Below are 20,457 nucleotides of genomic sequence, written 5' to 3'. Positions count from 1 at the left end.
TGAGGATTCGATTTCCTCACGAATGTTGTCGCTGCCGGCAAGTTTCAATCCCATCTGACTTTGATGGGATTGCGGTCTACGTGGCGCAGGAATTTAAGCTTCGGGTAGCCGGTAATCAGTACGCTTTGCACTTGATGCCCTGTGGGCAGTCCTATGGCTTCGGCCAAAGGAGGATAGGATCGGGCGGCGATCTCCAGCAACCCGATATAGGTGGATTCCAGGCCCAGGGTGCGTGCAAAGAGCCCGACTGTCGTCGAGGCGATGACACAGTTGTCTTTAGGGGTGGTGGTTTCAAGGGGGGAATGAAACATTAACACCACCGGCGCTTGATGAAAAATCGGATCATACCCAACCGATTTGGCCTGCAACATGTTGTTCCGGTAGCGCACCATCTTCTCAAGCTGCAGCCGAGCCGGTGTCCGGGATTCGACCGGCATGGTCCTGAGCTGTTCAGCAGCCTTGGCGCCGGCCTCGGCAAAAAAGTCGACGCTCAAATCCGAGAGGATCCTCTTGCGATGGGCGTCTTCGACAACGATAATTTCAACGCTTTGGACATTGCTGCCGGTGGGTGCGTAACGGGCCGCTTCGATCAGTTGCTGGATAATCTTTTTGGGAACCGCCTTGCTTTTAAAATGACGATGGCTGCGACGCTGGCGAATAAACCGCATGAAATCGTCCGGCTCATACTGGACCGGCACGCCGACAGGTTCAAAATTTTCCGCATCCATCAGGCTGTGGGTGATGGCGTCGGCAGGGCACAAGGACACGCAATGACCACAGATGATGCAACAGTTTTCATCGGCCTGAACCGAGATCTTATCCTCAGAAACGGAAAAACAGCGTGGACAGCGAATTGCGCAGATACCGCAACCGTTGCATTTGCCCTCATCGATAGAAACCCAGCTCATTTGTTCTCTCCTTCAATCAAAAACAGTGTGATATCCACTTCAAATAGATCTCGACAATCCGGGTGACTCCTTACCTGGTAAGGTTCTGGGACACTTTTTCTTTGCAAGGTGACTTGCAAATTTGCATCCTCATCGGAATTCGGAACTCGACGGGTTCATTTTTAAAACGGCCATACACATCCAATTTGCGGACGAACAGGTCACGGTCGTCGGGATTCATCCAAATACCAAGTTCCGTGGATGTACGGCCGATTTGCTCTTGCCTGTCATATCCAATCATCCGGACCCAGCGGTCGTTGACGTCAATAAAACGTCCGGTATCGATTTCAGCGATAACCAGGGGCGCCGGGCTGGCGATGAATGCCTTTTGAAAACGCTCCTCGCTTTCCCGCAAGGCAGCCTCGGCCCTTTTGCGGTTGGTGATATTCTGGTGGGTGCCCGACATCATGAGCGGCTGCCCGTCGGTATTCCATTGGGAGACTTTGCCCCGGTCCAGAACCCACACCCATGATCCGTCTCTGTGCCGCATTCGGCACTCACATTCATAGTATTCGCGTTCACCGGAAAAATGTTTGGCCAGCAGGGCTTCACTTTGTTGAAGATCTTCAGGGTGTGAAAAACGAATCCATGTTTCTATGGAAACCGGTGACAGTTCTTCCAGTGTGTAACCGATGATCTGAGCCCAGCGTTCATTGAAAACGGTCTCTCCTGTTTGAAGATTCCACTCCCAAGTACCAACGTTGGTGCCTTCGATGATGTATGCGAGTCGTTCTCGTTCCTTTCCGAGGGCCTGCTCGGCAAGCTTTTGCCGTGTTATGTCCTGAACAGTCGATATCATTACATTCTGTTCGACAAGCGGGATGTTTTTGGCAATGACAATTCGGTCGGTACCGTCTTTTGCGGTTACACGAACATTTTCCCATTGCATCCGCTCAGGATCGCCGGACGCCATATCATTAAAGACCCGAGTCCGAATTTCTGCCCGGTATTTAGGATCGGGATAAATCTTTTCAAAAAACGATTCAATATCCTTCAGCTCCTCTTTCGGCCATCCGTATATCTGCTCAAATGCATCATTGATGTATGTGGCCGTTCCGTTTTCAATAGAATTGACGGCGAGTCCGATGGGCAGGTTGTCCAGGATTGCCTGAATAAAATCGTTCTGCTTGCGCAGTTCATCATCCGCCTGCTTCCTGTCGGTGATGTCATGATAGTTGCCCAAGATACCCTGAATGACCGGATCGTGCAGTAAATTGATGCCGGTAAATTCGATCCATTTGTAGCTGCCGTCCTTGCATCGATAACGGCATTGCGCAGAACCGGTCGCATTGGGCACGACCACGAGCGAATCGAGAAATTGCTGTGCGAATTGCTTATCCTCGGGGTGCACGTTGTCCAATGCGTCGCGGCCCAAAACCTCCTCCGGCCGCCAGCCGAACAACCTCTCGATATTCGGGCTTTTGTAACGGTTTATCCCTTCCTGATCGATGATCACAATGACATCCCCGATGTTGGCCACCATTTTGCGTTGCAGCGATTCGGAATTGCGCAATGCCTGTTCGGCCCGGACACGATCGGATATATCCACAAGGAACCCGTCGTAGACAAAGGTGCCGTCCGGATTTTGCAGCGCCTTTGTATTAAATGAGGCCCAGAAGGTCGATCCGTCGCGGCGTTTCAATTCAATCTCGAAGTTGATCAAACGCCTCTTTCTTTTCAGCAATTCCTTATAGCGGATGCGCTCCTCCGGTCGAACGTAAAGTTGAGCGGCAATGTCGGTAATCTGCTCGATCATCTCCGATGGGCTCGAATATCCGGCAATACGGGCGTATTCCGGATTGACGGAAAGAAAGCGGCCCTCGGAGGTGGTCTGAAAAATCCCTATGGGTGCGTTATCAAAAATGTCGCGATACCTTTTATCGCTTTGTAGCGCCATATCCGCGGCTTTTTTGCGATCAGTGATGTCTTCTATCGTCATGACCGCAGCGTTTTTTCCATTTATCAAGGTCCCGTTGACCTTGAACCGCACCCGAAGGGAAGGCTGTTCTGCTTCGCGATCTAATAATGCATCGCCTTCAATTACTGCCGCATCAGGCGCCTGCGCAACGGCGTTTCGAATGGCCCGAGAAAGAGGGCTGGCTGGACAGTTTTCCGTGTGGCCGCAGCCTCCGGGGTCGGCATGGCGGTGTGCACAGGCAATCCAATCACCCCATCTCTGCACGCCTTGCGTATCCACCGAGTTGCCGAAGAGTCTCTCAGCCAAAGCATTGGCAAAAACGACATTGCCGTCACCGTCGAAAGCAACCATCCCCACAGGTGATGCGTCAGTTATGGCTTTCAAAAACAAATCATTATCCGTGATTTGCCCCGGTCTTTTATGCTTGGAGGTCATCGTTCATGCTCCATGCTATCCTGGTTCAAGATCATCTGTCCAGGAGGTGCCAATCTTTGAGTCCCGAATTCTGGAATAACGTCAGGAGCGTCACTATGGGCAGGCAAGAAAAAAATACGCTTGGCGTCCCGAGATCTGGATTCAACTGGTCCACTGTATCGCGTGTTGACCATAATCGGGTCACCATACTGGCATGTGCCCGAATCGTCAAGAAACCGGGGTCGGCATCCATCAACCTGCTGTGGCGCCCCTTTTTACGGCGACGCCCTATGGTCTCAAGGTCAACGCCAAGCTTCCCTTGAAATCTGATTTCAAATGATGGATTCTACATCTAAAAAAGGAGGCAGGCAATGCCCGAAATCACACACGGCAATCTCCAAATGTATTACGAATCCCACGGACATGGCGATGCCCTGATCCTGATCCGCGGCCTGGGCAGCAATGCGGACCACTGGTATCCGCAACTGCCGGATCTGTCCGGGCATTTTCGGGTTATCACCTTCGACAACCGGGGCATTGCCCGCTCCAGTGATCCGGGCGGTGCATTCACCATTAAAGATATGGCCGAAGACACCATCGGTCTGATGGATGCCCTGGGGATCAAGCAGGCCCATATACTCGGGGTTTCCATGGGCGGCATGATCGCCCAAGAGATGGCCATTGCCTATCCACAGCGGGTTCGCGGCCTGATCCTGGTTGTGACGCACTGTGGGGGTAAGCACCAGGTGGTGGCGGATGACAGCGTCCGCCGAAAGCTTCAAGGAATGGTCGCCGAGGGGACTTTGGAGGCCAGGGCCGATGCGATCGATGCCTTCTTCGCCTCCGAAACCATTGAAAAAAGACCGCAGGTAGTGCAAACATTTGCGAACGTTTCCATGCAGCACCCGGCAGGGCCGGGGATATTGCAGCGGCAGTTGGAAGCTGTTGCCGGTCACGACACTTACGATCGACTGGAGCGAATCAAAGCACCTGCACTGGTGCTGGCCGGCGAGCAGGATGCGCTGATCCCACCTGCAAACGCAGGCATTCTGGCAGACCGCATACCGAATGCGGATTTGCGTTTAGTTCCCGGCGGCGGGCATCAGATCCTTGTTGAACAGTCGCAGCTATGCAATCAGGCCATTGTTGCTTTTCTAATGGTACGATAAGGCGGAGCGTACCAACCCACCACCGAAAAGTTCAGGCCGACGGCCCATCTCAATCCCTTTTTTTTCAAGAAATTCAAGGTGTTCCTATTTTTATGACAAGTATTCCTGGAAGCGGATTCCGGGAAGCAAACGTCGCCATCACAAGAGCCGCACCATCAAAAAAATCCCGATCATGGCGAACCCGCCGGCCACCTTGGCCACTGCCCCGGCCACCAAGCCCACCCACGCCCCGATGCCCGATAGGCCGGAGGCGCGCAGGCCCTTTCGCTGGGAAAGTTCGCCCGCGACTGCGCCAATAAAGGGACCGAGGATAATTCCGGGGATGCCAAAGAACATGCCCACAACACCCCCGGCCGCCGCGCCGATCATGGCCGTTCTGCTGGCGCCGAACCGCTGCGCGCCCAGCACACCCGCCAGAACATCAACACCGGTGGCCAGCAGGGCCAACAGGACCAGGACCGCGATGGTAACGCCACCGACATAAACGAAGCCCTCGGCCCAGGCGGCCATGACCAATCCGGCCAGGATCATCATCGGGCCGGGAATCACCGGCAGCACAAGTCCGACCACACCCAAGGCCACAAGCACAATGGCAAGCATCCAGAGAACGACCGTGAATGCTTCCATATCATTTCCATCCTAAGCGAGACGTCATTTAAGCCATCCAACTAAAATGTCCGCATGCGTGTAAAATGATCATTTCCTACCCCCCTTCCCGTCTACGGTATATAAACCAACGGCCCGGTATCGCTGCCCCAGTTAATGGATGAGCGGGATTTCATGACCTGACAGCCCCTGCGGTAGCCGCCACAAAAGAAATTTTGGTTGACATAAGGGGTATAGAATGTCCCGTTTGCGGCCCCGGTTGTTCACACCTACTCCCACACCAGCGTTCTACCAATTTTCCTCAATGATCCACGAAGGGATTTGTAAATGTAGAAATTTAAAGGGCGTCCCGGGGTCCCGCGGCCGTCCCATCATTTTTCTTTACGCTCGCCGCAGAACACGGTTAGGATGACCATAGTGGCTGGAAAACCCATCCATCAACAACCGATGGCGGTGAAACCACTCAGTTTGCCCTGGCATGCCTTACATTATAATTCATCACCCATGGACATGCAAAACGAACAGCGGAGATTGCCATGGCACCCGCTTAAAACCCATAGATCATTTCCGGCGACAGTGTCACCTTGCAATCCGCCGCGCCGATATTGGCGCTATCTTACGGCAAAGAATCCCAAGAGCAGGACGCCATGACCGTTTCCGCGACTCTCGTTCTGGCCAATCACCGCCCAGAGATCATTCCGCTGGCCCGGCAGCTGATGGCCGTCCACGATACGATCCTTCTGGAAGAGCCGCCCGAAAAGTGCTTCGATCCCATGCTCGACGGAAAGATTTCCATTGACACCTATCTCGAAGACCAGGACTTGGAATATCCGGAATTCAGCCACAAGATGGCGCGGGTCCTGCGCGAACGCCATCGGGCCGGTTCCCGGTTGGTTCAGATAGAACCTTTCATCGAGGTACTCCTGTCCATTCACGATCGTTTCGCCAACGGAGAGGGCCCCCAGGATCTGCCGGCGGGTACCGAAATGTACCGCGTTTACCGGGCCGAACACTTGGCTACCAAGGCCCTGATCGACTTTTACCGCGCATCCGGCCGTGACGACTTCGATGCCACGCTCGATGCTGTCAAACGCTTTGCCAAGGCCGATGCCCAGCGATTCGCCCTGCGAGATCAAATGCGGGCCGAGGCGATGGTGGCCCTCGTTCAGAATTCGGGCAAGGTCTACATCGAAGCTGGACAAATCCATTATCCCCTTTGGCTCGAACTCAAGCGGCGGCTGCCGGCCGGTTTCCCCTTACAGGTGCATTTTCTCATGACCGCTGTGGTGCGCAGACTGGGCTACCATCGCCATCTGTTCGGGCCCGGGGACCTGCTGACCCTCTACTATCGGTTTCATCCTCGGGACCGCTTCGATAACGAAGACCTTTTCGCGGCCCGGGCACTGATATACAACAAACTAATCCTCAAGGAAGAAATTGCCGCCGATGCGGACACCTACCCCCACACCCGCGACGAACTGGAGGTTGGCAGCGTCACCGATCAACTGTCCCTGGATGATTGCCGGCGCCTCTATCCACTGGTTCGGCGGGCATCCACGCCGACATCGCGGGAGATCGTGGCAGGTTATTTGGGATTGCGGCGGGGCAGAGGTTGACACCAGCGGTGACCAACGTATCGCGAGTGAAGGCGTATCGTGATTTCACGGTAGGCGACCGTTGCTGCCGATGCTGAAGGCTTACGGAAGCTGGCGTACCTTTCCTTTGGGAACACCGATACCGCGGCCCTTGCAGGACCAATGGTGCTTTTCCGATGACCGCTTAGGGTTCTCGTAGCCGTTGATTAGGATAAAGGCCGAGTGGCCGAGTTTACTTAGCGGTCGATTTGGGCGATGACCTGTTGAAATGCGGTTGGTGCTTCCATTCATGGAAACTGCTTAAAGAATGACCAAATCATTTCTGCAGCATCAAAATTGTAAAGGGGATCCTCTTCAGATAGTTTGACAGTGAAATAGGGCCCCGGCCATTGATGTCCCCAGCCGCTGATCTTGCACAAAACCGTCATTGATGAACCAGCACAGGTATCCCAGGTATTTATCTCAACCGCACCGTGGTTGGCGTTTGAAACGACTGGCGCGCCCTGGCAACCATTGGCGTCAAGCCAAAATTGAACCGACGCTTCAACGGAAAGATAGGTTCGTTCGCCCTTGCGGTGCGTCGAGACACCACCCGCAAAGGGTACGTGGTTGTCATTCAAGCCATGCATAATGAGTATGGGCAGCTGTTTTTGGGGCGCTGGGATTCGCCATTGCGGTGCGTCCATATTTGGACGGCCACCGATACTGGCGGCGATCGGGGCAGCTGCAGCGAGCATTTCAGTGTGTTCCGCTGCAAATCGAAAGGCCATCATGCCACCGTTTGAAAAACCCGCCATATAGATACGGTCTCGATCAATCGATAGACGACTGCAGATATCCCCTATCGCATCGGCGAGATACCCGACATCGTCAATCTTGTCGTTAGCGGCTTTTCCACAACAGTGCCCTGCATTCCAATGCTGCAAATAGCCTAAGATCCCAATACCCTCTGGATAGAGGACGATAAAATTTTCCCGATCGGCGAGGTGACTGAATCCGGAAAATTTTTCCACGCCTTTCGCCGTAGTGAAAGCTCCGTGAATAACGACAACCAGCGGCAGGCGGGTTAAGCCGTCATATCCTGAAGGAATGTATATGCGCGGTAGGAACGCTGAAATCCTCCCGTTACAAAATCCATGCGCTGTTGAATCGTCACACGTTGATCGATAACGATGCAGCGGGCGAACAGGTGGTTCTCCCCGGCAGCGGCGATACGGCTCGCGGCGCTTTAACACCGAGACTGTGTGACGGCCTGGATGAACGCTTTCACCTTGGCCGGATCCTTGCCGCCGACACTGTTTTCCACCCCGCTGATCACATCCACGCCATAGGGGCGCACGGCGGCCACGGCCTGCCCGACGTTGCCGGCATGCAGGCCGCCGGCCAGGATGAGCGGCAGGCGGACGCGGACGCGGATTTGGCGGGCGACCGCCCAGTCGACGCTTTGGCCGGTGCCGGCGGGGCGGGTGTCGCTCACCGAATCGAGGATCAGGGCATCGACACCGGCCTGCTCGATTTGGCGCGCGGCTTCGAAAGGGTCGGCACTTTCGGCGTGGCAGCGGCCGGTCTCGACGGAAAAGCGCAGGGGCTTCAACACTTGCACGCCGAGCCCGTGGATCGCGGTGACCATTTCGGCCGTCACGGCGATGGGTTCGTTGCCGTGCAGCTGAACGGCATGGGGCCTGAGTCGCTTGGTCAGCGCGATTACGAGGGCCGGATCGTCGCCGACCACGATCACCCGCGACACGAAGGGCGGCGTGGCGTACATCAAGGTTTCGGCGGCTGCGCGGTCCAGGTTCCAGGGCACGTCCATGGGATATTCCACCACGAATCCCAGCGCGTCCGCGCCGCAGGCAACACTCAAATGAAGGTCCGCTTCGCGGTGGATGCCGCAGATCTTGACGCGGGTCATACCAGCCATCCCACCGAAGTCAGTTGCTTCAGAAAGGCGCCGGTGTCCGCTGCTTGCAGCACGGCCGTGCCCACCAGGACGGCATCGGCGCCGCAATGCCCTGCGCGTCGCACATCCTCGGCGCCGCGGATGGCACTCTCGCTGATCAGGATGCGCCCGCCCCGACAGTGGCCGGCCAGCCTTTCGGTATTGCCGACATCGTTGTCGTCGGTTTCGAAAAGGGTGATGTCGCGGTTGTTGATGCCCATCAGATCGAAGGGCAGATGGGTGATCTGTTGGATTTCGGCCAGGCTGTGCGCTTCCACCAGCGACTCCAGACCGCAAGCGCGCGCCACTTCGATCAGCCGGGCCAGGCGCGCGGGATCGAGCATGGCGGTGATCAGCAAAATGGCGGCCGCGCCGCAGGCGGCCGAAGTTTCGATCTGCTCTTCGGTGGTGATGAAATCCTTGTGCAGCACGGGCAGCGGCACGGCCGCGGCCACCGCGCGCAGCAGGTCCAGACTGCCACCGAAATGGGTCGGCTCGGTGACCACGCTGATACCGGCCACCGGATTGCGTGCCATCTCGCAGGCCAAAGCCACGGGGTCGCGCCCTCGCAGCAATTCACCTTCCTTGTCAGAACGCACCTTGACTTCGGAAATTACGGGGAAATATCCTTCCCGCCGGCGTTGCCGAATCGATTCGGATAAGGTCGGCTTGGCGATTTGGGACATGGCGCTAATCCGCTCCGATGGTGTGGGACTTTTCCACGAGCTGCTCCAGTTTGTGCAGCGCGGCGCCGGAGTCCAGCAGGGAATTGGACAGGTCGATGGCCTCTCGAATAGCGGCGGCTTTGCCGCTGACATACAGGGTGGCGGCATTGTTGAGCACCAGGAAATCGCGCCGCGGACCGCGGTCGGCACCCGTGTAGATGTCGCGAATCACCTTGGCGTTGAAATCGGGTGTGCCGCCGGCGATATCGGCCAGGGTGCAGCGCTTGAGACCGAAGTCTTCAGGGGTGACGGTGTAGTATTTGATCTGCTTCTGCCGCACTTCGGCGATGGCGGTTTTGCCGATCAAGGAGATTTCGTCCAGACCGTCCATGCCGTGTGCCACGATGACATGGTTGAAGTCCATCTCGGCCACCACGTCGGCCATCATGTTGACCAGTTCGGGCTTGTAGACGCCGATGGTGTGGTTGCGGGCGCGCAGGGGGTTGATCAGCGGTCCGATCACGGTGAAGAAGATGGTCTTGATGCCGAGCTGGCTTTCGGGGCCGAACACCTTGAGCATGACCGGATGAAAATTGGGCGCGTAGATGAAGCTGATGCCGATCTCTTCAATCAGTCGGGCCGCCTGCCGCGGTGAGCCGTCGATGTTCACGCCCAAGGCTTCGAGGACATCCGCGCTGCCCGACGGAGAGGAGATCGAACGGCTGCCGTGCTTGGCCACCGGCACGCCGGCCGCGGCGGTCAAAATGGCGTTGGCGGTGCTCACGTTGAAGGTGGTCATGCCGCCGCCGGTGCCGCAGGTGTCGGTCAACTCCGAATTGACCGAGACGTGGATGGGGACACAGTGATTGCGCATGGCCTGGGCGATATAGGCCACCTCCTTGATGCTGGGGCCTTTGCACAGCAGGCCGACCAGAAAGCCCGCGATCTGGACGTCATTGAGCTCCCCGGCATGAATCGCTTCGATGATGCCGTCGATCTCGCTTTTTTCCAGATCGAAATTCTCGGTGAGCCTCGCCAGGACTGGCTTGACGGCACGCCGACCGGTTTCCAAGGCCGCGGCGCTTTGCGGGTCCGGGGGCGGCGCGAGCTCCACCTCGGGCGCACCGGCGGCAAGTTCATGGAATTTGTAGGTTTTGAAGGCCATCATGGTGCGCGTTTCCAGTACGCCGTCGATGCCCTGCATCTTTTCCGTCACGATGTCGGAAAGCATCTCGTAATCGCGCACTTGAATTTTGGCCATGAGGTCATGTTCTCCGGTGATGGAGAGCACCTCCACGACCTCCTCGATGGCCCCGAGCTGGTTCGCCAGGCGCGGTATTTTGCCCCTTTCCACTTTAAACAGCACAAGTGCGGTGATCATGCCGGGTATCCTCCGTCCGGGTGGGTGATCCATTGTGCCGCCACGCTTCGCCCATGTTGCCAAGCGCGGGCGGATCCTTTGTTGTATTGAATACGTAGCTTAAATACGGTTGGAAGAAAAGCCGAAAAACGGATGGATGCAGGGGGTGACCGGAATGCCCTTATCACTTGGTCACGTACCATCAGTGCGCGGCCATTTCCTTTTTGGTCCCGATAAATAGAAGCGCTTCGCATGAAACCCTGGCTGATCCTGGGCACGATTGCCGTGTTGGTTGCCGTTGTTCCCGTGGACCATCGACAGAGTGCCGATCCCTTGCATAAGGATTTGTAAATGTGTCAATATAAAGGACGTGCCTCTTTTGGATGAAAAAAAAAATGGAAACGACGATTTTTCTGTGCTAGATTCAACTATAAGGAGCTTTCCAGACGAGACGCCTCGCCGGTGAGCTCACAGCCTGCCTTTCAAAGTGCCAATTTGGTTTGGATCCTCGCTCCGTTAAACTAAACAATGCTCCACCTGCTTTCAGAGTTTACCTGAGATGGCCTGATGCGAGTGGAAACACACACCTTTTCGTTGCCTCTTATTGTTCGGCACCATAGTAGCTGCGTCGGCTTCTTTCTGCGCCTTCACAACCCCTGCTGCCTCAATCGATCATCCGCCTGCCTGAACTTTCCATCTCGCTTATCCATTCTTCAAACCTTCTCCGCAATCACAAAAGGTGGTTGCAAAAAAACCCTCACGAAAGGAGAGCGAGCATGAAAAAAGTAATTTTTTTCAGCCTGTTAGGAATCTTGGTCTTGTTTGTTGGTTGCGGCGGCGGGGGCAGTGATGATGTCGTGAACGAAGGGCCGTCTACCAACATCGTCGGTCTTCAATTCACTGAGGACAACATGGAGGATGCCGCACTTATCGGTCTTGACCTGCTCATGCTATTTCCGGAGTTGAGCCGAGTCATCGCGCTAATAATCGACACAATTGAGACGGACGGCGATTTTGATGACGGAAGCGCATCGCTCGATGATGCTCTTTGTCAAGGACTCGGCGGAACAGCCACCCTCACGTGGTCCGATTTAAGGGATCAAGGCAACGTGTTCTTGGACCTCGAGAATTGCATCATCTCAAACGATCCGGTCACCGGTGACTTCGGTTTTACCGAGGCCATCTATAACGATGATGTTGAGGGATCGGAATCTCTGATCACACAAATGACCTTGAATTTGGATGTAATGGAATCGGATAATGGCGACACCAACACTTTCAACATTCTGGGCAACTTTCTCCTACGCGTGTCCAGAACTCCCACCAACGGTTCAACAACTTTGTTTTTTCGCTTCGGAGGACGAGACGTTGATCCCGACGCCTCATTAACTTTATCCGAAGATTCGGATCAGATTAGATTCGGATGCTTTTTCTTGAGCGTCAGTTTTGATCCCGATGGGGATGAGGGCACCTTCATGCTGGGTGACCATAGCATCGACCCCGACTCTATCTACGGTGTTATCGTCGCAAACCGGGAATTGTTTGAAATCTCCGGGAGCCCTCCAGGAGGAAACCTTGCTGATTTTGAGTTTGTCGATTCTGTGCCTGTTTCCGGTAACGGAATAGATTTTTGGGGCTTTTTACGCGAGGATGGTTGCGGCGCCGTAGGCGCACCGGATGGTGTCGGGCAAGCAGGCACCGCCAATATGGCGCTGTATCCATCCGATACCGGAGTGTTAGCGCTTGAACTTTATTCCAACGGCTTTAATCAGGGCGCTCCTGATCAAACCCTTTACATCAACTGGGCTGGCTTCAGCGACTGATCCATTCATTGGCAGGAGGAGGGCTTCCGCCCTCCTCCCTTCCGTGAATCGAAGCTGGACAAATCCATTCTCCCCTTTGGCTCGAACTCAAGCGGCGGCTGCCGGCCGGTTTCCCCTTGCAGCTGCATATTCTGATGACCGCTGTGGTACGCAAAATGGGCTACCATCGCCATCTGTTCGGGCCCGGGGACCTGCTGACCCTTTACTATCGATTTCATCCTCGGGGCCGTTTCGAAAAGGCTCACGGAAGCCGGCCGCTTGCGCACCACCTACTTTTCATCCAACACCATTCGCACCTTGATGCCCAAGTCATGCAGCGAAAATGGTTTCTGAATGAAATTGACCCCTTCATCCAGGACACCGTTGTGGGCAATCACATTGGCTGTGTACCCGGACATGAACAAAGTTTCGATTTCGGGGCAAAGGGAACGGATTTGATCGGCAAGCATACGTCCGCTCATTGCAGGCATCACCACATCGGTTATCAGAAGGTCGATCCTGCCGGCCTTTTGCTCTGCCAGTGCCAGGGCCTGGCCTGGCGTGCCGGCGGCAACCACATGATAGCCAAGACGTTGGAGCATGATTTCCGCCATTTGCAGGATCGATGGCTCATCCTCGACCAGAAGCACGGTCTCCCCCTTGCCCCCTGGCGTTTGTGGTTTGGTGGCAGCCGTGCTTCGAGGCGCGTCGCCGACATGACGGGGAAGATATATCCTGATGGTCGTCCCCTCGCCCGGTTCGCTGTATACGTTGATGAATCCATCGTTTTGCTTGACGATGCCGTAAACGGTGGCCAGCCCCAGTCCGGTGCCTTCGGCCACCCCTTTGGTAGTGAAAAAGGGATCAAAGATATTTTCCTTGATCGCATCGTCCATGCCGCAACCGTTGTCACTGACGGCCAGCAACAAATATTCCCCCGGCAAAAAGCCGGAATGAACCTCGCAATAGGCATTATCAATGGTGATGTTGCCCGTCTCGATGGTCACCTTGCCGACACCGGCAATGGCATCCCGGGCGTTGACGCAAAGGTTTGCCAGAATCTGATCGATTTGGGATGGATCGATTTTGACGGCCCATAATCGTTTGCCTGGAAGCCAGGCCAAATCGATATCCTCACCGATCAGCCGCCGCAGCATCTGGAGCATGCTTTCCACAATGGCATTCAGGTCGATCACCTTCGGGGTGATGGTCTGTTTGCGGGCGAACGCCAGGAGCTGCCGGGTGATATCGGTTGACCGCGCGGCAGCTTTGTAAACTTCTGTCAAATCGGAATGCAGCGGATCGCCGGGCTGGAGCCTTTCCAGGGCCATTTCCGTGTAGCCTGAGATCACACTGAGCATGTTGTTGTAATCGTGCGCCACACCACCGGCCAGGCGGCCTACGGATTCCATGCGCTGTGCTTGGTGGAGTTGGGCTTCGAGATTTTCTTTCTCCTTCTCCGCCCGCTTGTTTTCACTGATGTCCCTGAACTCCACTACCCGGACATCTTTGCCTTTGTATCGGATACCTCTGGCTTCAAGCCGGAGTGGATATGTCCCGCCGTCTTTGCGGACACCTTCCGCCTCATAGGGCTTTTCATAACCGGCGTTAATATTGCGTACAACCTTGTCCCGCGTGCCGTCGGAGATCAACGACAACCCATCCATCCCGATCAGTTCATCATAGCCGTACCCGGTGATCTCGGACAACCCCTGGTTGCATTCCAGGATCAAGCCCTTGTCGTGAATGACGATTCCCCCGAAAGAGGCGTTGTGCAACGCCCTGAAACGCTCCTCGCTTTCTTTCAGTTCGCGCTCGATCCGCTTATGTTCGGTGATATCCCTTGTACTGAATATAATTTCTTTTGGATCGCCACTATCATCTCGAATAAATTTTCCGACCGTCTCGAACCAGACATAGCGCCCATCAGCGCATCGATAACGGTACTCCTCCTTTCGGCTGTCATCGGATCCGGACAGGAAGTCACGAAAAGAGATTGATAATTCATCCACATCCTCCGGGTGGACGAATTCCATAACATTTCTTCCAATCAGGAAATCGATGTCATAACCCAATATATGGTGCGAGGCGCCCAAGAATATGTAGTTGCCTTCCAAATCAGTCAACGCAACAAGGTCGAACATGTTATCAGTGATAACCTGCAATAATTGCGTCTTTTCTTTCAGTTTCTCTTCCGCTTTCTTTCGCTCGGTGATGTCCTGGAAGGAACCCTGCACTTTGATGATGTTTCCTTCTTGGTTTCTCACGGCCCTGCCGATTGCTCTGACCCATACCCGTTTTCCGTTCCGGGTGACGATCTCCATGTCTTCATCATAAGGAATACCCTCATTGGCGCAGGCGCTGAAAACTTGTTTGATCTTTTCCCGCCATTCGGGCGCGTAAAAACGCATGGCATCGTGCACCGGCGGCGCATACCCACGGGGCACATCATGGATATCCGCCACAGCATCCGACCAGGTGCAGATATTATTTTCCAGATCGACGGTCCAGCCGCCGAACAGGGCCGTTTCACCGGCGATCTGAAGCAATGCATAATTTGATGCCAGCGCCTGCAGCGTATTGCGTTCTTCGGTTTGATCCCGAAACACCAATACCACGCCGGTAATCTCACCGGCATCATTGCGGATCGGAGAGCCGCTGTCGGCAATCGGAACCTCCCGTCCATCCTTGGCAAGCAGCAGTGTATGATTGGCGAGTCCTACGACATGACCGGTTTTGAGGACGTTGCTGACCGGACTTTCGACCGGCTGCCGGTTTTGTTCGTTGATGATCCGGAAGACGGTTTCAATCGGCTGCCCGGCCGCTTCTTTGTCGCTCCAGCCGGTCAGCGCTTCCGCCACCGGATTCATGGCCACGACAAGACCCTCCATGTCGGTTGAAATCACGGCGTCGCCGATGGAGTGAAGCGTGGCGCGCAGGGTTTCTTCGCTCTTGCGCAGCGCCTCTTCGGCCTGTTCGATTTCAATCATGGCCCCGATGAGCCGGGCTGTGGCATGCAACCGTTTTTTGGCCAGCTCAATGATAAATGGCGGGCGCGACTCATAGGCATTGGCCGCGCCGACCAGGTCATCGCAATCAAGATGGTAGGCCTCAGCGAGTTGTCGCAGTTTTTCCGGATCCTTGGGGGGGTCGCCGTAGCCGAAATTGATGGCCCCCACGACATTCCCATGCACCAGGATCGGTACCGCGTACATTCGGATGCCGCCGTTGCACGCAATGTCCTTGGGAGCACATTCGGCAATGGCCGGCTTGGAGCATGCCGTCCAGCAGGATTCATGGCACAACCATCGACCGGAATCCAAGGCTTCGGCGTTATCGGCGGTATCGCAAAGATTGCGTGAAGCGCGGTCCATCATTCGGCACCACCCCGAGGAGAAAATCCCGAGGGCGTAATCGCCGTCCACCTCGTAAATGGCGGACGAGGTCCCGAGCAGTTCCAGATAATCATTGGCAAAAATTGCCAGGCGTTCGGGCCCTATGGATTTGAGGATCATCCCGTCACGATTCAATTGTGTCAGGTCGCCATATCCCTGGTCATGCGTCTCTGTTCGGGCTTCAATGTCCGAAATCGGCCTTCCGGACAGCATCCACTCCAGCCGCTTCAGTTTTTGATTGGCCGTTGTGTGTTCCACCGCAGAGCCGCTGTTGTTGCGAACATCGATTGATTCAGGCATGGAGGGTTCCTCGTGGTTCCGAGTCTTGATTATCGCGCGGCATTTTGTGGCAAACGGCCCGGCTGACCAATACCGCCGAAGAGGCTTTGAAAAAGCCGCGCAGTGTTCGGCTTCTATCCAATAATGGCTTGATGATGGTATGATAGCGTACCACACATTTCGCTTGTCAACTTGGCATAATATGCAACTTGCATAAAATCCAGGGTTTTTGCAAAATGGTGCGTCGGGTTTCACTGTGCTGACGGGGGCGAGTGCGTAACGGCCTGGATGAGCGCTTTCACCATGGCCGGATCCTTGCCGCCGATGCTGTTTTCCACCCCCGCTGATCACCTCCACGCCATAGGGGCGCATGGCGGCCACGGCCTGCCCGGCGTTGTCGGCATGCAGGCCGCAGGCAAGCATGAGCGGCAGGCGGATACGGTCGCGGATGGTGCGGGTAACCGCCCAGTCGACACTTGTGCCGGTGCCGGCGGGGCAGGTGGACGGCATGCCCTGAACTTGGCGTGCAAGGTCACGGTACCAATTGACACCTGTGCCGCCAGTACTTAATAGTAAGTGAATTGTTGAACGGAGGGCATGCCCTTATCCCTTGGTCACGTACCATCTTGTGCGCGGCCATTTCCTTTTTTGGTTTCAATGAACAGGAGCACTTCGCATGAAGCCCTGGCTGATCCTGGGTACGATTGCCGTGTTGATTGCCGTTGTTCCCGTGGACCATCGACAGAGTGCCGATCCCTTGCATCCGGAAGAGGAACGGTTCGGCCACCAGGTGGTCCTGGAACAGGCCCGGCGCCTGGCGGCCACCCCGTATGATCCCCGGCGATTATCGTCGGAGTCGCCGCTGAGGCAACTGACCCATGACCAATACAATGATATTGATGTCGACAGCGAACAGGGCATATGGCGCAGGGAGCGGGTACCCTTCCGTGTGGAGTTGCTGCCCGCGGGTTTTGTGTACGAAACGCCGGTGGCGGTCAATATCGTAGAGAACGGGGTCGCCCGCAAGGTGTCCGCCACTCCCGAAATGTTCAGCTTCGGCGAGCAGGTGCGGCACTTGTCCTCCCGGCCGTTGCCGATTTCCGGGTTCCGTGTCCGCGCTCGCCTCGATGGTTCGGAAGAGTGGGCCCCGTTGCTGGTTTTCCAGGGGGCCAGCTATTTTCGGGCCGCAGGCCGGGGCGCGCCCCTCGGACTTTCCGCGCGGGGGTTGGCGATTCGCACCGCGCATCCGACCGGTGAAGCGTTTCCGGCATTTACCCATTTCTGGATCGAGCGACCGGCCGCCAATGCGGTCGGCATCGTGATCCATTCATTGTTGGACAGCCCCTCGACCACCGGTGCCTACCTGTTCAGGATCATACCCGGCCCCGAGACGGTCATGGACATATCCCTTACCCTCTTCCCACGCGAACCGTTGGACGCCGTGGGTATCGCGCCTCTCAACGCCATGTTCCTGTTCAACAGGACCAACCGGGCCGTGATCGATGATTATCGTGACGCCGTGCACGATGCCGAGGGTTTGCAGATCGTAACGGCATCCGGCGAACAGATCTGGCGCCCCCTGGCCAATCCGTCACGCCTGCAGGTTTCGAGCTTCACCTCCACCGCGCCACGCGGATTCGGCCTGGTACAGCGCACGCGGCAGGCAGAGGCATTTCAGGATCTGAAGGCGGCCTACCACCGCCGGCCGAGCACCTGGATCGAACCGCTGGGGGATTGGGGTGCCGGCTCGGTCGAGCTGATCGAGATCCCGTCCGATAGTGAATCGAACAACAACATCATCGCCTTATGGCGTCCGGCCGAGGCCATTGCCGCCGGGGCACCCTGGCAGGCGGCCTATCGGCTTCGCTGGACTTCCACGCCACGCGTTGCGCAGTCGGTGGGGCGGGTCGTTGCAACACGCACCGGCGCGACCCCCGACGGCGACCAACGGGCATTCGTTGTGGACTTCGATGCGGCAACCCCATCGGCCGACAGCCTGCGCATGCAAGCGACCAGCTCTGCCGGAACCCTGAGCCGCCAGGCGCTGCAATTCAATCCCACCACCGGCGGCGTGCGCGCATCCTTTGTGTTCGACCCCGAAGGTGCCGACCTTGCCGAACTGCGACTGGTCCTGTTACAGGGCGAGATGCCGGTCAGCGAAACGTGGTTATACCGATGGACAGCACCGTAACGTCCATCGGCACCCGGCCGAAGCACGCCATGGCAATGCCGCCGGAAGCGCCGCGCCCGATGCCCCGACAGGACCTGCATCGCGCACCTGAAGCGGCGCCTGCGTTGACCAGAAGTGTGCGATCATGGTTCGCCCGCCTGCTTGTGATCGCCATAACGGCGGGCATGGCAGGATATGGCATTTATGAAATGCTCGGCGTCGTCGATTTCTTGCGGATGACGATCCTGCAGGGGGTGATGCTCGTCTTCTTTGCGATCACCTTCACGTGGATCGCCTTTGCCGCTGCCGGTGCCGTCGTCGGCATGTTCACTCCCCGGGCCCGTTTCAGCGCCTCGGATTCACCGGGCGACAGCAGGACCGCCTTGGTGATGCCCGTTTACAACGAAAACCCCCTGCAAACCACTGCCGCACTGCAGGCCATGGCCGAGGCATTGTCAGCCCAAGGCGCAGCGCAGCACTTCGAAATCGTCGTGCTTTCCGATTCGACCCGGGTGGATGTCTGGGTTGCCGAAACCATCGCCGTGCACCACCTGCGGCGCGCGCTGGCACAAACCATGCCGGTCTGGTACCGTCGGCGGTGGCGGAACACAGGCCGCAAGGCGGGCAATATCGCGGCGTTCGTCGAGCGCTGGGGCGGCCGGTACGACTATATGGTCGTGCTGGATGCCGACAGCCTTATGGCCGCCGAAACCTTGCTTGCGCTGGTCAACCGGATGGAAGCCGATCCACGGCTGGGCCTGCTGCAAACGGTGCCGGCGCTGGTTGGCCAATGGAGCCTGTTCGCCCGTCTGCAACAGTTTGCCGGGCGCATCTACGGCGGCATCATCGCCCGTGGGGTTGCGGCGTGGTCCGGTGACGACGGCAACTACTGGGGCCACAATGCGATCATTCGCCTTGCCGCTTTTGCACAAGCCTGCGGGCTGCCGGTGCTCACGGGCAAACAACCCTTCGGCGGCCATGTGATGTCCCACGATTTCGTCGAAGCCGCTCTGATGCGCCGCGCGGGGTGGAAGGTGCGCATGGCCTGCGATCTTGGAGGATCCTGGGAAGAGAGCCCGCCGTCGCTTGTCGAAGCCGCCGTCCGTGATCGGCGTTGGGCGCAAGGCAATCTCCAACATTCAAAAGTCATTGGCGCAAGCGGATTGCGCATCGCCAGCCGGGTCCATTTTCTCATGGGCATCATGAGCTACCTCTCCGCCCCCTTGTGGCTGCTGCTCCTGCTGACCGGTTTTGCGCTAACCCTGCAAGCGACATTGATGCCGCCGGAGTATTTCATCCAGGAGTTTCAACTGTTCCCCGACTGGCCGCGGTTCGATGCCGTCCGAATGGTCAAACTGTTCATCTTCAGCATGATCGTGCTGCTTTTGCCCAAAATGTTGGGTATTGTGCATTCACTCTTTACGGGGCATCTGCGCCGGGGCAGCGGCGGTGTGTTCGGCATTGTGGCCGGCAGCATCGTGGAAACCCTGTTTGCCGCGATGTTCGCACCGATCATGATGCTCGTGCAGACCCAGCATATCATTCAAATCCTCACCGGGCGGGATTCGGGATGGGGCTCCCAACGGCGCGCGGCCACGGGGATCGCGTGGCATGAGGCATGGTCCTTTCACTGGCAGCACACACTAATCGGCTTGGGGACGGCCGGCGTCGCCTATTGGCTCTCACCCGTGCTGCTGGCATGGTTGTCACCGACCCTGGTCGGTTTGGTGCTGGCGGTCCCCCTGTCCAAGGCCAGTGGCAGTACGCTTTTGGGACGATGGCTGGCGCGCTGCGGGTTGTTGCGCATCGCCGAAGAAACCCATTTACCCGAAATTATCCGCCGCCGCGATGAGATCGTCCGGGGCACAGAACCATTGCCCGGCGACGGGTTGCGCCATCTGGCACGCGACCGGCAGGCGCGATTGAACCACATCACCTGCAATCTGCCCCCGCCGCCCGATCCGCGCGGCGCTCCCGATGAACACCGCCTGACGGCGGCCGCCAAGTTGGCGGACGCCCACACCCTGGCGGAAGCCATGCAATGGCTCACACCGGACGAACGGCTGAGGGTCGCCGCCGATGCCACCCTGCTCGAACGACTTACGCAACTGCCGGACGATCAAAGCGCCAGGAGGGGACGCCCTTAACAGCAACGAGGGGACGCCCTTTATATTTTTATATTTCTGCCCGAAAAGAGG

General features: G+C 56.8%; 13 protein-coding genes and 1 pseudogene. 5 read left to right on the top strand and 9 right to left on the bottom strand.

The window, feature by feature from the left end; all coding sequences use genetic code 11:
- Window positions 1–44: 44 nt before the first annotated feature.
- The 3 genes and pseudogenes from MRX98_RS13300 to MRX98_RS13295 form a co-directional block, all read right to left on the bottom strand.
- Window positions 45–728: a nitroreductase family protein gene (locus MRX98_RS13300; protein WP_246909587.1), complete on the bottom strand. Its 684-nt coding sequence runs from the start codon at window positions 726–728 to the stop codon at window positions 45–47.
- A 114-nt stretch (window positions 729–842) separates the two neighbouring features.
- A pseudogene (locus MRX98_RS22260) lies at window positions 843–908 on the bottom strand (4Fe-4S binding protein); the annotation flags it as partial.
- Window positions 909–978: 70 nt separating this feature from the next.
- Window positions 979–3,300, bottom strand: coding sequence for a PAS domain S-box protein (locus MRX98_RS13295; protein ID WP_246909585.1), 2,322 nt, complete (start codon window positions 3,298–3,300; stop codon window positions 979–981).
- Window positions 3,301–3,650: 350 nt separating this feature from the next.
- Here MRX98_RS13295 and MRX98_RS13290 point away from each other — a divergent pair, with 350 nt between their 5' ends.
- The gene (locus MRX98_RS13290; RefSeq protein WP_246909583.1) at window positions 3,651–4,448 is read left to right on the top strand and encodes an alpha/beta fold hydrolase; all 798 of its coding nucleotides are present in this window, start codon (window positions 3,651–3,653) and stop codon (window positions 4,446–4,448) included.
- Between the two features lie 138 nt (window positions 4,449–4,586).
- Here the strand turns inward: MRX98_RS13290 and MRX98_RS13285 are convergent, their stop codons facing one another.
- Window positions 4,587–5,075: a DUF456 domain-containing protein gene (locus MRX98_RS13285; RefSeq protein WP_246909581.1), complete on the bottom strand. Its 489-nt coding sequence runs from the start codon at window positions 5,073–5,075 to the stop codon at window positions 4,587–4,589.
- A 626-nt stretch (window positions 5,076–5,701) separates the two neighbouring features.
- Between MRX98_RS13285 and MRX98_RS13280 the strand changes: the two genes are divergently transcribed.
- The gene (locus tag MRX98_RS13280; RefSeq protein WP_246909580.1) at window positions 5,702–6,670 is read left to right on the top strand and encodes a hypothetical protein; all 969 of its coding nucleotides are present in this window, start codon (window positions 5,702–5,704) and stop codon (window positions 6,668–6,670) included.
- Window positions 6,671–6,936: 266 nt separating this feature from the next.
- On the opposite strand, the gene MRX98_RS13275 is transcribed toward MRX98_RS13280, so the two are convergent.
- The 4 genes from MRX98_RS13275 to trpD are packed head-to-tail and all read right to left on the bottom strand — an operon-like array spanning window position 6,937 to window position 10,634.
- Entirely contained in the window at window positions 6,937–7,884 is a 948-nt protein-coding gene (locus tag MRX98_RS13275) for an extracellular catalytic domain type 1 short-chain-length polyhydroxyalkanoate depolymerase (RefSeq protein ID WP_246909578.1), read from the bottom strand.
- Window positions 7,878–8,561 carry a phosphoribosylanthranilate isomerase gene (locus tag MRX98_RS13270; protein WP_246909572.1) on the bottom strand — a complete coding sequence of 228 codons (684 nt, stop codon included), beginning with the start codon at window positions 8,559–8,561 and terminating at the stop codon, window positions 7,878–7,880. Before MRX98_RS13270 ends, MRX98_RS13275 begins: the two co-directional genes overlap by 7 nt.
- The gene (locus MRX98_RS13265; protein WP_246909570.1) at window positions 8,558–9,274 is read right to left on the bottom strand and encodes an indole-3-glycerol-phosphate synthase; all 717 of its coding nucleotides are present in this window, start codon (window positions 9,272–9,274) and stop codon (window positions 8,558–8,560) included. The genes MRX98_RS13270 and MRX98_RS13265 overlap by 4 nt, the downstream gene beginning before the upstream one ends.
- Window positions 9,275–9,278: 4 nt before the next feature.
- Window positions 9,279–10,634 carry an anthranilate phosphoribosyltransferase gene (gene trpD, locus MRX98_RS13260; RefSeq protein WP_246909562.1) on the bottom strand — a complete coding sequence of 452 codons (1,356 nt, stop codon included), beginning with the start codon at window positions 10,632–10,634 and terminating at the stop codon, window positions 9,279–9,281.
- A 755-nt stretch (window positions 10,635–11,389) separates the two neighbouring features.
- On the opposite strand from trpD, the gene MRX98_RS13255 reads away from it, so the two are divergent.
- Window positions 11,390–12,436 (top strand): hypothetical protein, encoded by a 1,047-nt coding sequence (locus MRX98_RS13255; protein ID WP_246909560.1) that lies wholly within the window; start codon window positions 11,390–11,392, stop codon window positions 12,434–12,436.
- A gap of 269 nt (window positions 12,437–12,705) precedes the next feature.
- Here the strand turns inward: MRX98_RS13255 and MRX98_RS13250 are convergent, their stop codons facing one another.
- Window positions 12,706–16,599 (bottom strand): PAS domain S-box protein, encoded by a 3,894-nt coding sequence (locus tag MRX98_RS13250; protein WP_246909552.1) that lies wholly within the window; start codon window positions 16,597–16,599, stop codon window positions 12,706–12,708.
- Between the two features lie 166 nt (window positions 16,600–16,765).
- On the opposite strand from MRX98_RS13250, the gene MRX98_RS13245 reads away from it, so the two are divergent.
- Complete coding sequence (locus MRX98_RS13245; protein ID WP_246909550.1) at window positions 16,766–18,280, top strand: OpgD/OpgG family glucan biosynthesis protein; 1,515 nt, start codon at window positions 16,766–16,768, stop codon at window positions 18,278–18,280.
- A complete protein-coding gene (gene mdoH, locus MRX98_RS13240; protein WP_246909544.1) occupies window positions 18,265–20,406 on the top strand; it encodes a glucans biosynthesis glucosyltransferase MdoH in 2,142 nt (713 codons plus the stop codon). Before MRX98_RS13245 ends, mdoH begins: the two co-directional genes overlap by 16 nt.
- Window positions 20,407–20,457 lie beyond the last annotated feature (51 nt).

The sequence above is a fragment of the Desulfatitalea alkaliphila genome, assembly GCF_022968795.1.
In the GTDB taxonomy this organism is placed as follows: Bacteria; Desulfobacterota; Desulfobacteria; order Desulfobacterales; family Desulfosarcinaceae; genus Desulfatitalea; species Desulfatitalea alkaliphila.
The sequence above is the reverse complement of the archived record's forward strand: the minus strand, read 5'-3'. Positions and strand labels throughout refer to the sequence as shown.

Bases quoted from the DNA above. Each gene is read 5' to 3' on its own strand.
- MRX98_RS13295 (WP_246909585.1), bottom strand. From the start codon at position 3,300: ATGACCTCCAAGCATAAAAGACCGGGGCAAATCACGGATAATGATTTG.
- MRX98_RS13245 (WP_246909550.1), top strand. From the start codon at position 16,766: ATGAAGCCCTGGCTGATCCTGGGTACGATTGCCGTGTTGATTGCCGTT.
- MRX98_RS13300 (WP_246909587.1), bottom strand. From the start codon at position 728: ATGGATGCGGAAAATTTTGAACCTGTCGGCGTGCCGGTCCAGTATGAG.
- MRX98_RS13285 (WP_246909581.1), bottom strand. From the start codon at position 5,075: ATGGAAGCATTCACGGTCGTTCTCTGGATGCTTGCCATTGTGCTTGTG.
- MRX98_RS13280 (WP_246909580.1), top strand. From the start codon at position 5,702: ATGACCGTTTCCGCGACTCTCGTTCTGGCCAATCACCGCCCAGAGATC.
- mdoH (WP_246909544.1), top strand. From the start codon at position 18,265: ATGGACAGCACCGTAACGTCCATCGGCACCCGGCCGAAGCACGCCATG.
- MRX98_RS13265 (WP_246909570.1), bottom strand. From the start codon at position 9,274: ATGTCCCAAATCGCCAAGCCGACCTTATCCGAATCGATTCGGCAACGC.
- MRX98_RS13290 (WP_246909583.1), top strand. From the start codon at position 3,651: ATGCCCGAAATCACACACGGCAATCTCCAAATGTATTACGAATCCCAC.
- trpD (WP_246909562.1), bottom strand. From the start codon at position 10,634: ATGATCACCGCACTTGTGCTGTTTAAAGTGGAAAGGGGCAAAATACCG.
- MRX98_RS13250 (WP_246909552.1), bottom strand. From the start codon at position 16,599: ATGCCGTCCACCTGCCCCGCCGGCACCGGCACAAGTGTCGACTGGGCG.
- MRX98_RS13270 (WP_246909572.1), bottom strand. From the start codon at position 8,561: ATGACCCGCGTCAAGATCTGCGGCATCCACCGCGAAGCGGACCTTCAT.
- MRX98_RS13255 (WP_246909560.1), top strand. From the start codon at position 11,390: ATGAAAAAAGTAATTTTTTTCAGCCTGTTAGGAATCTTGGTCTTGTTT.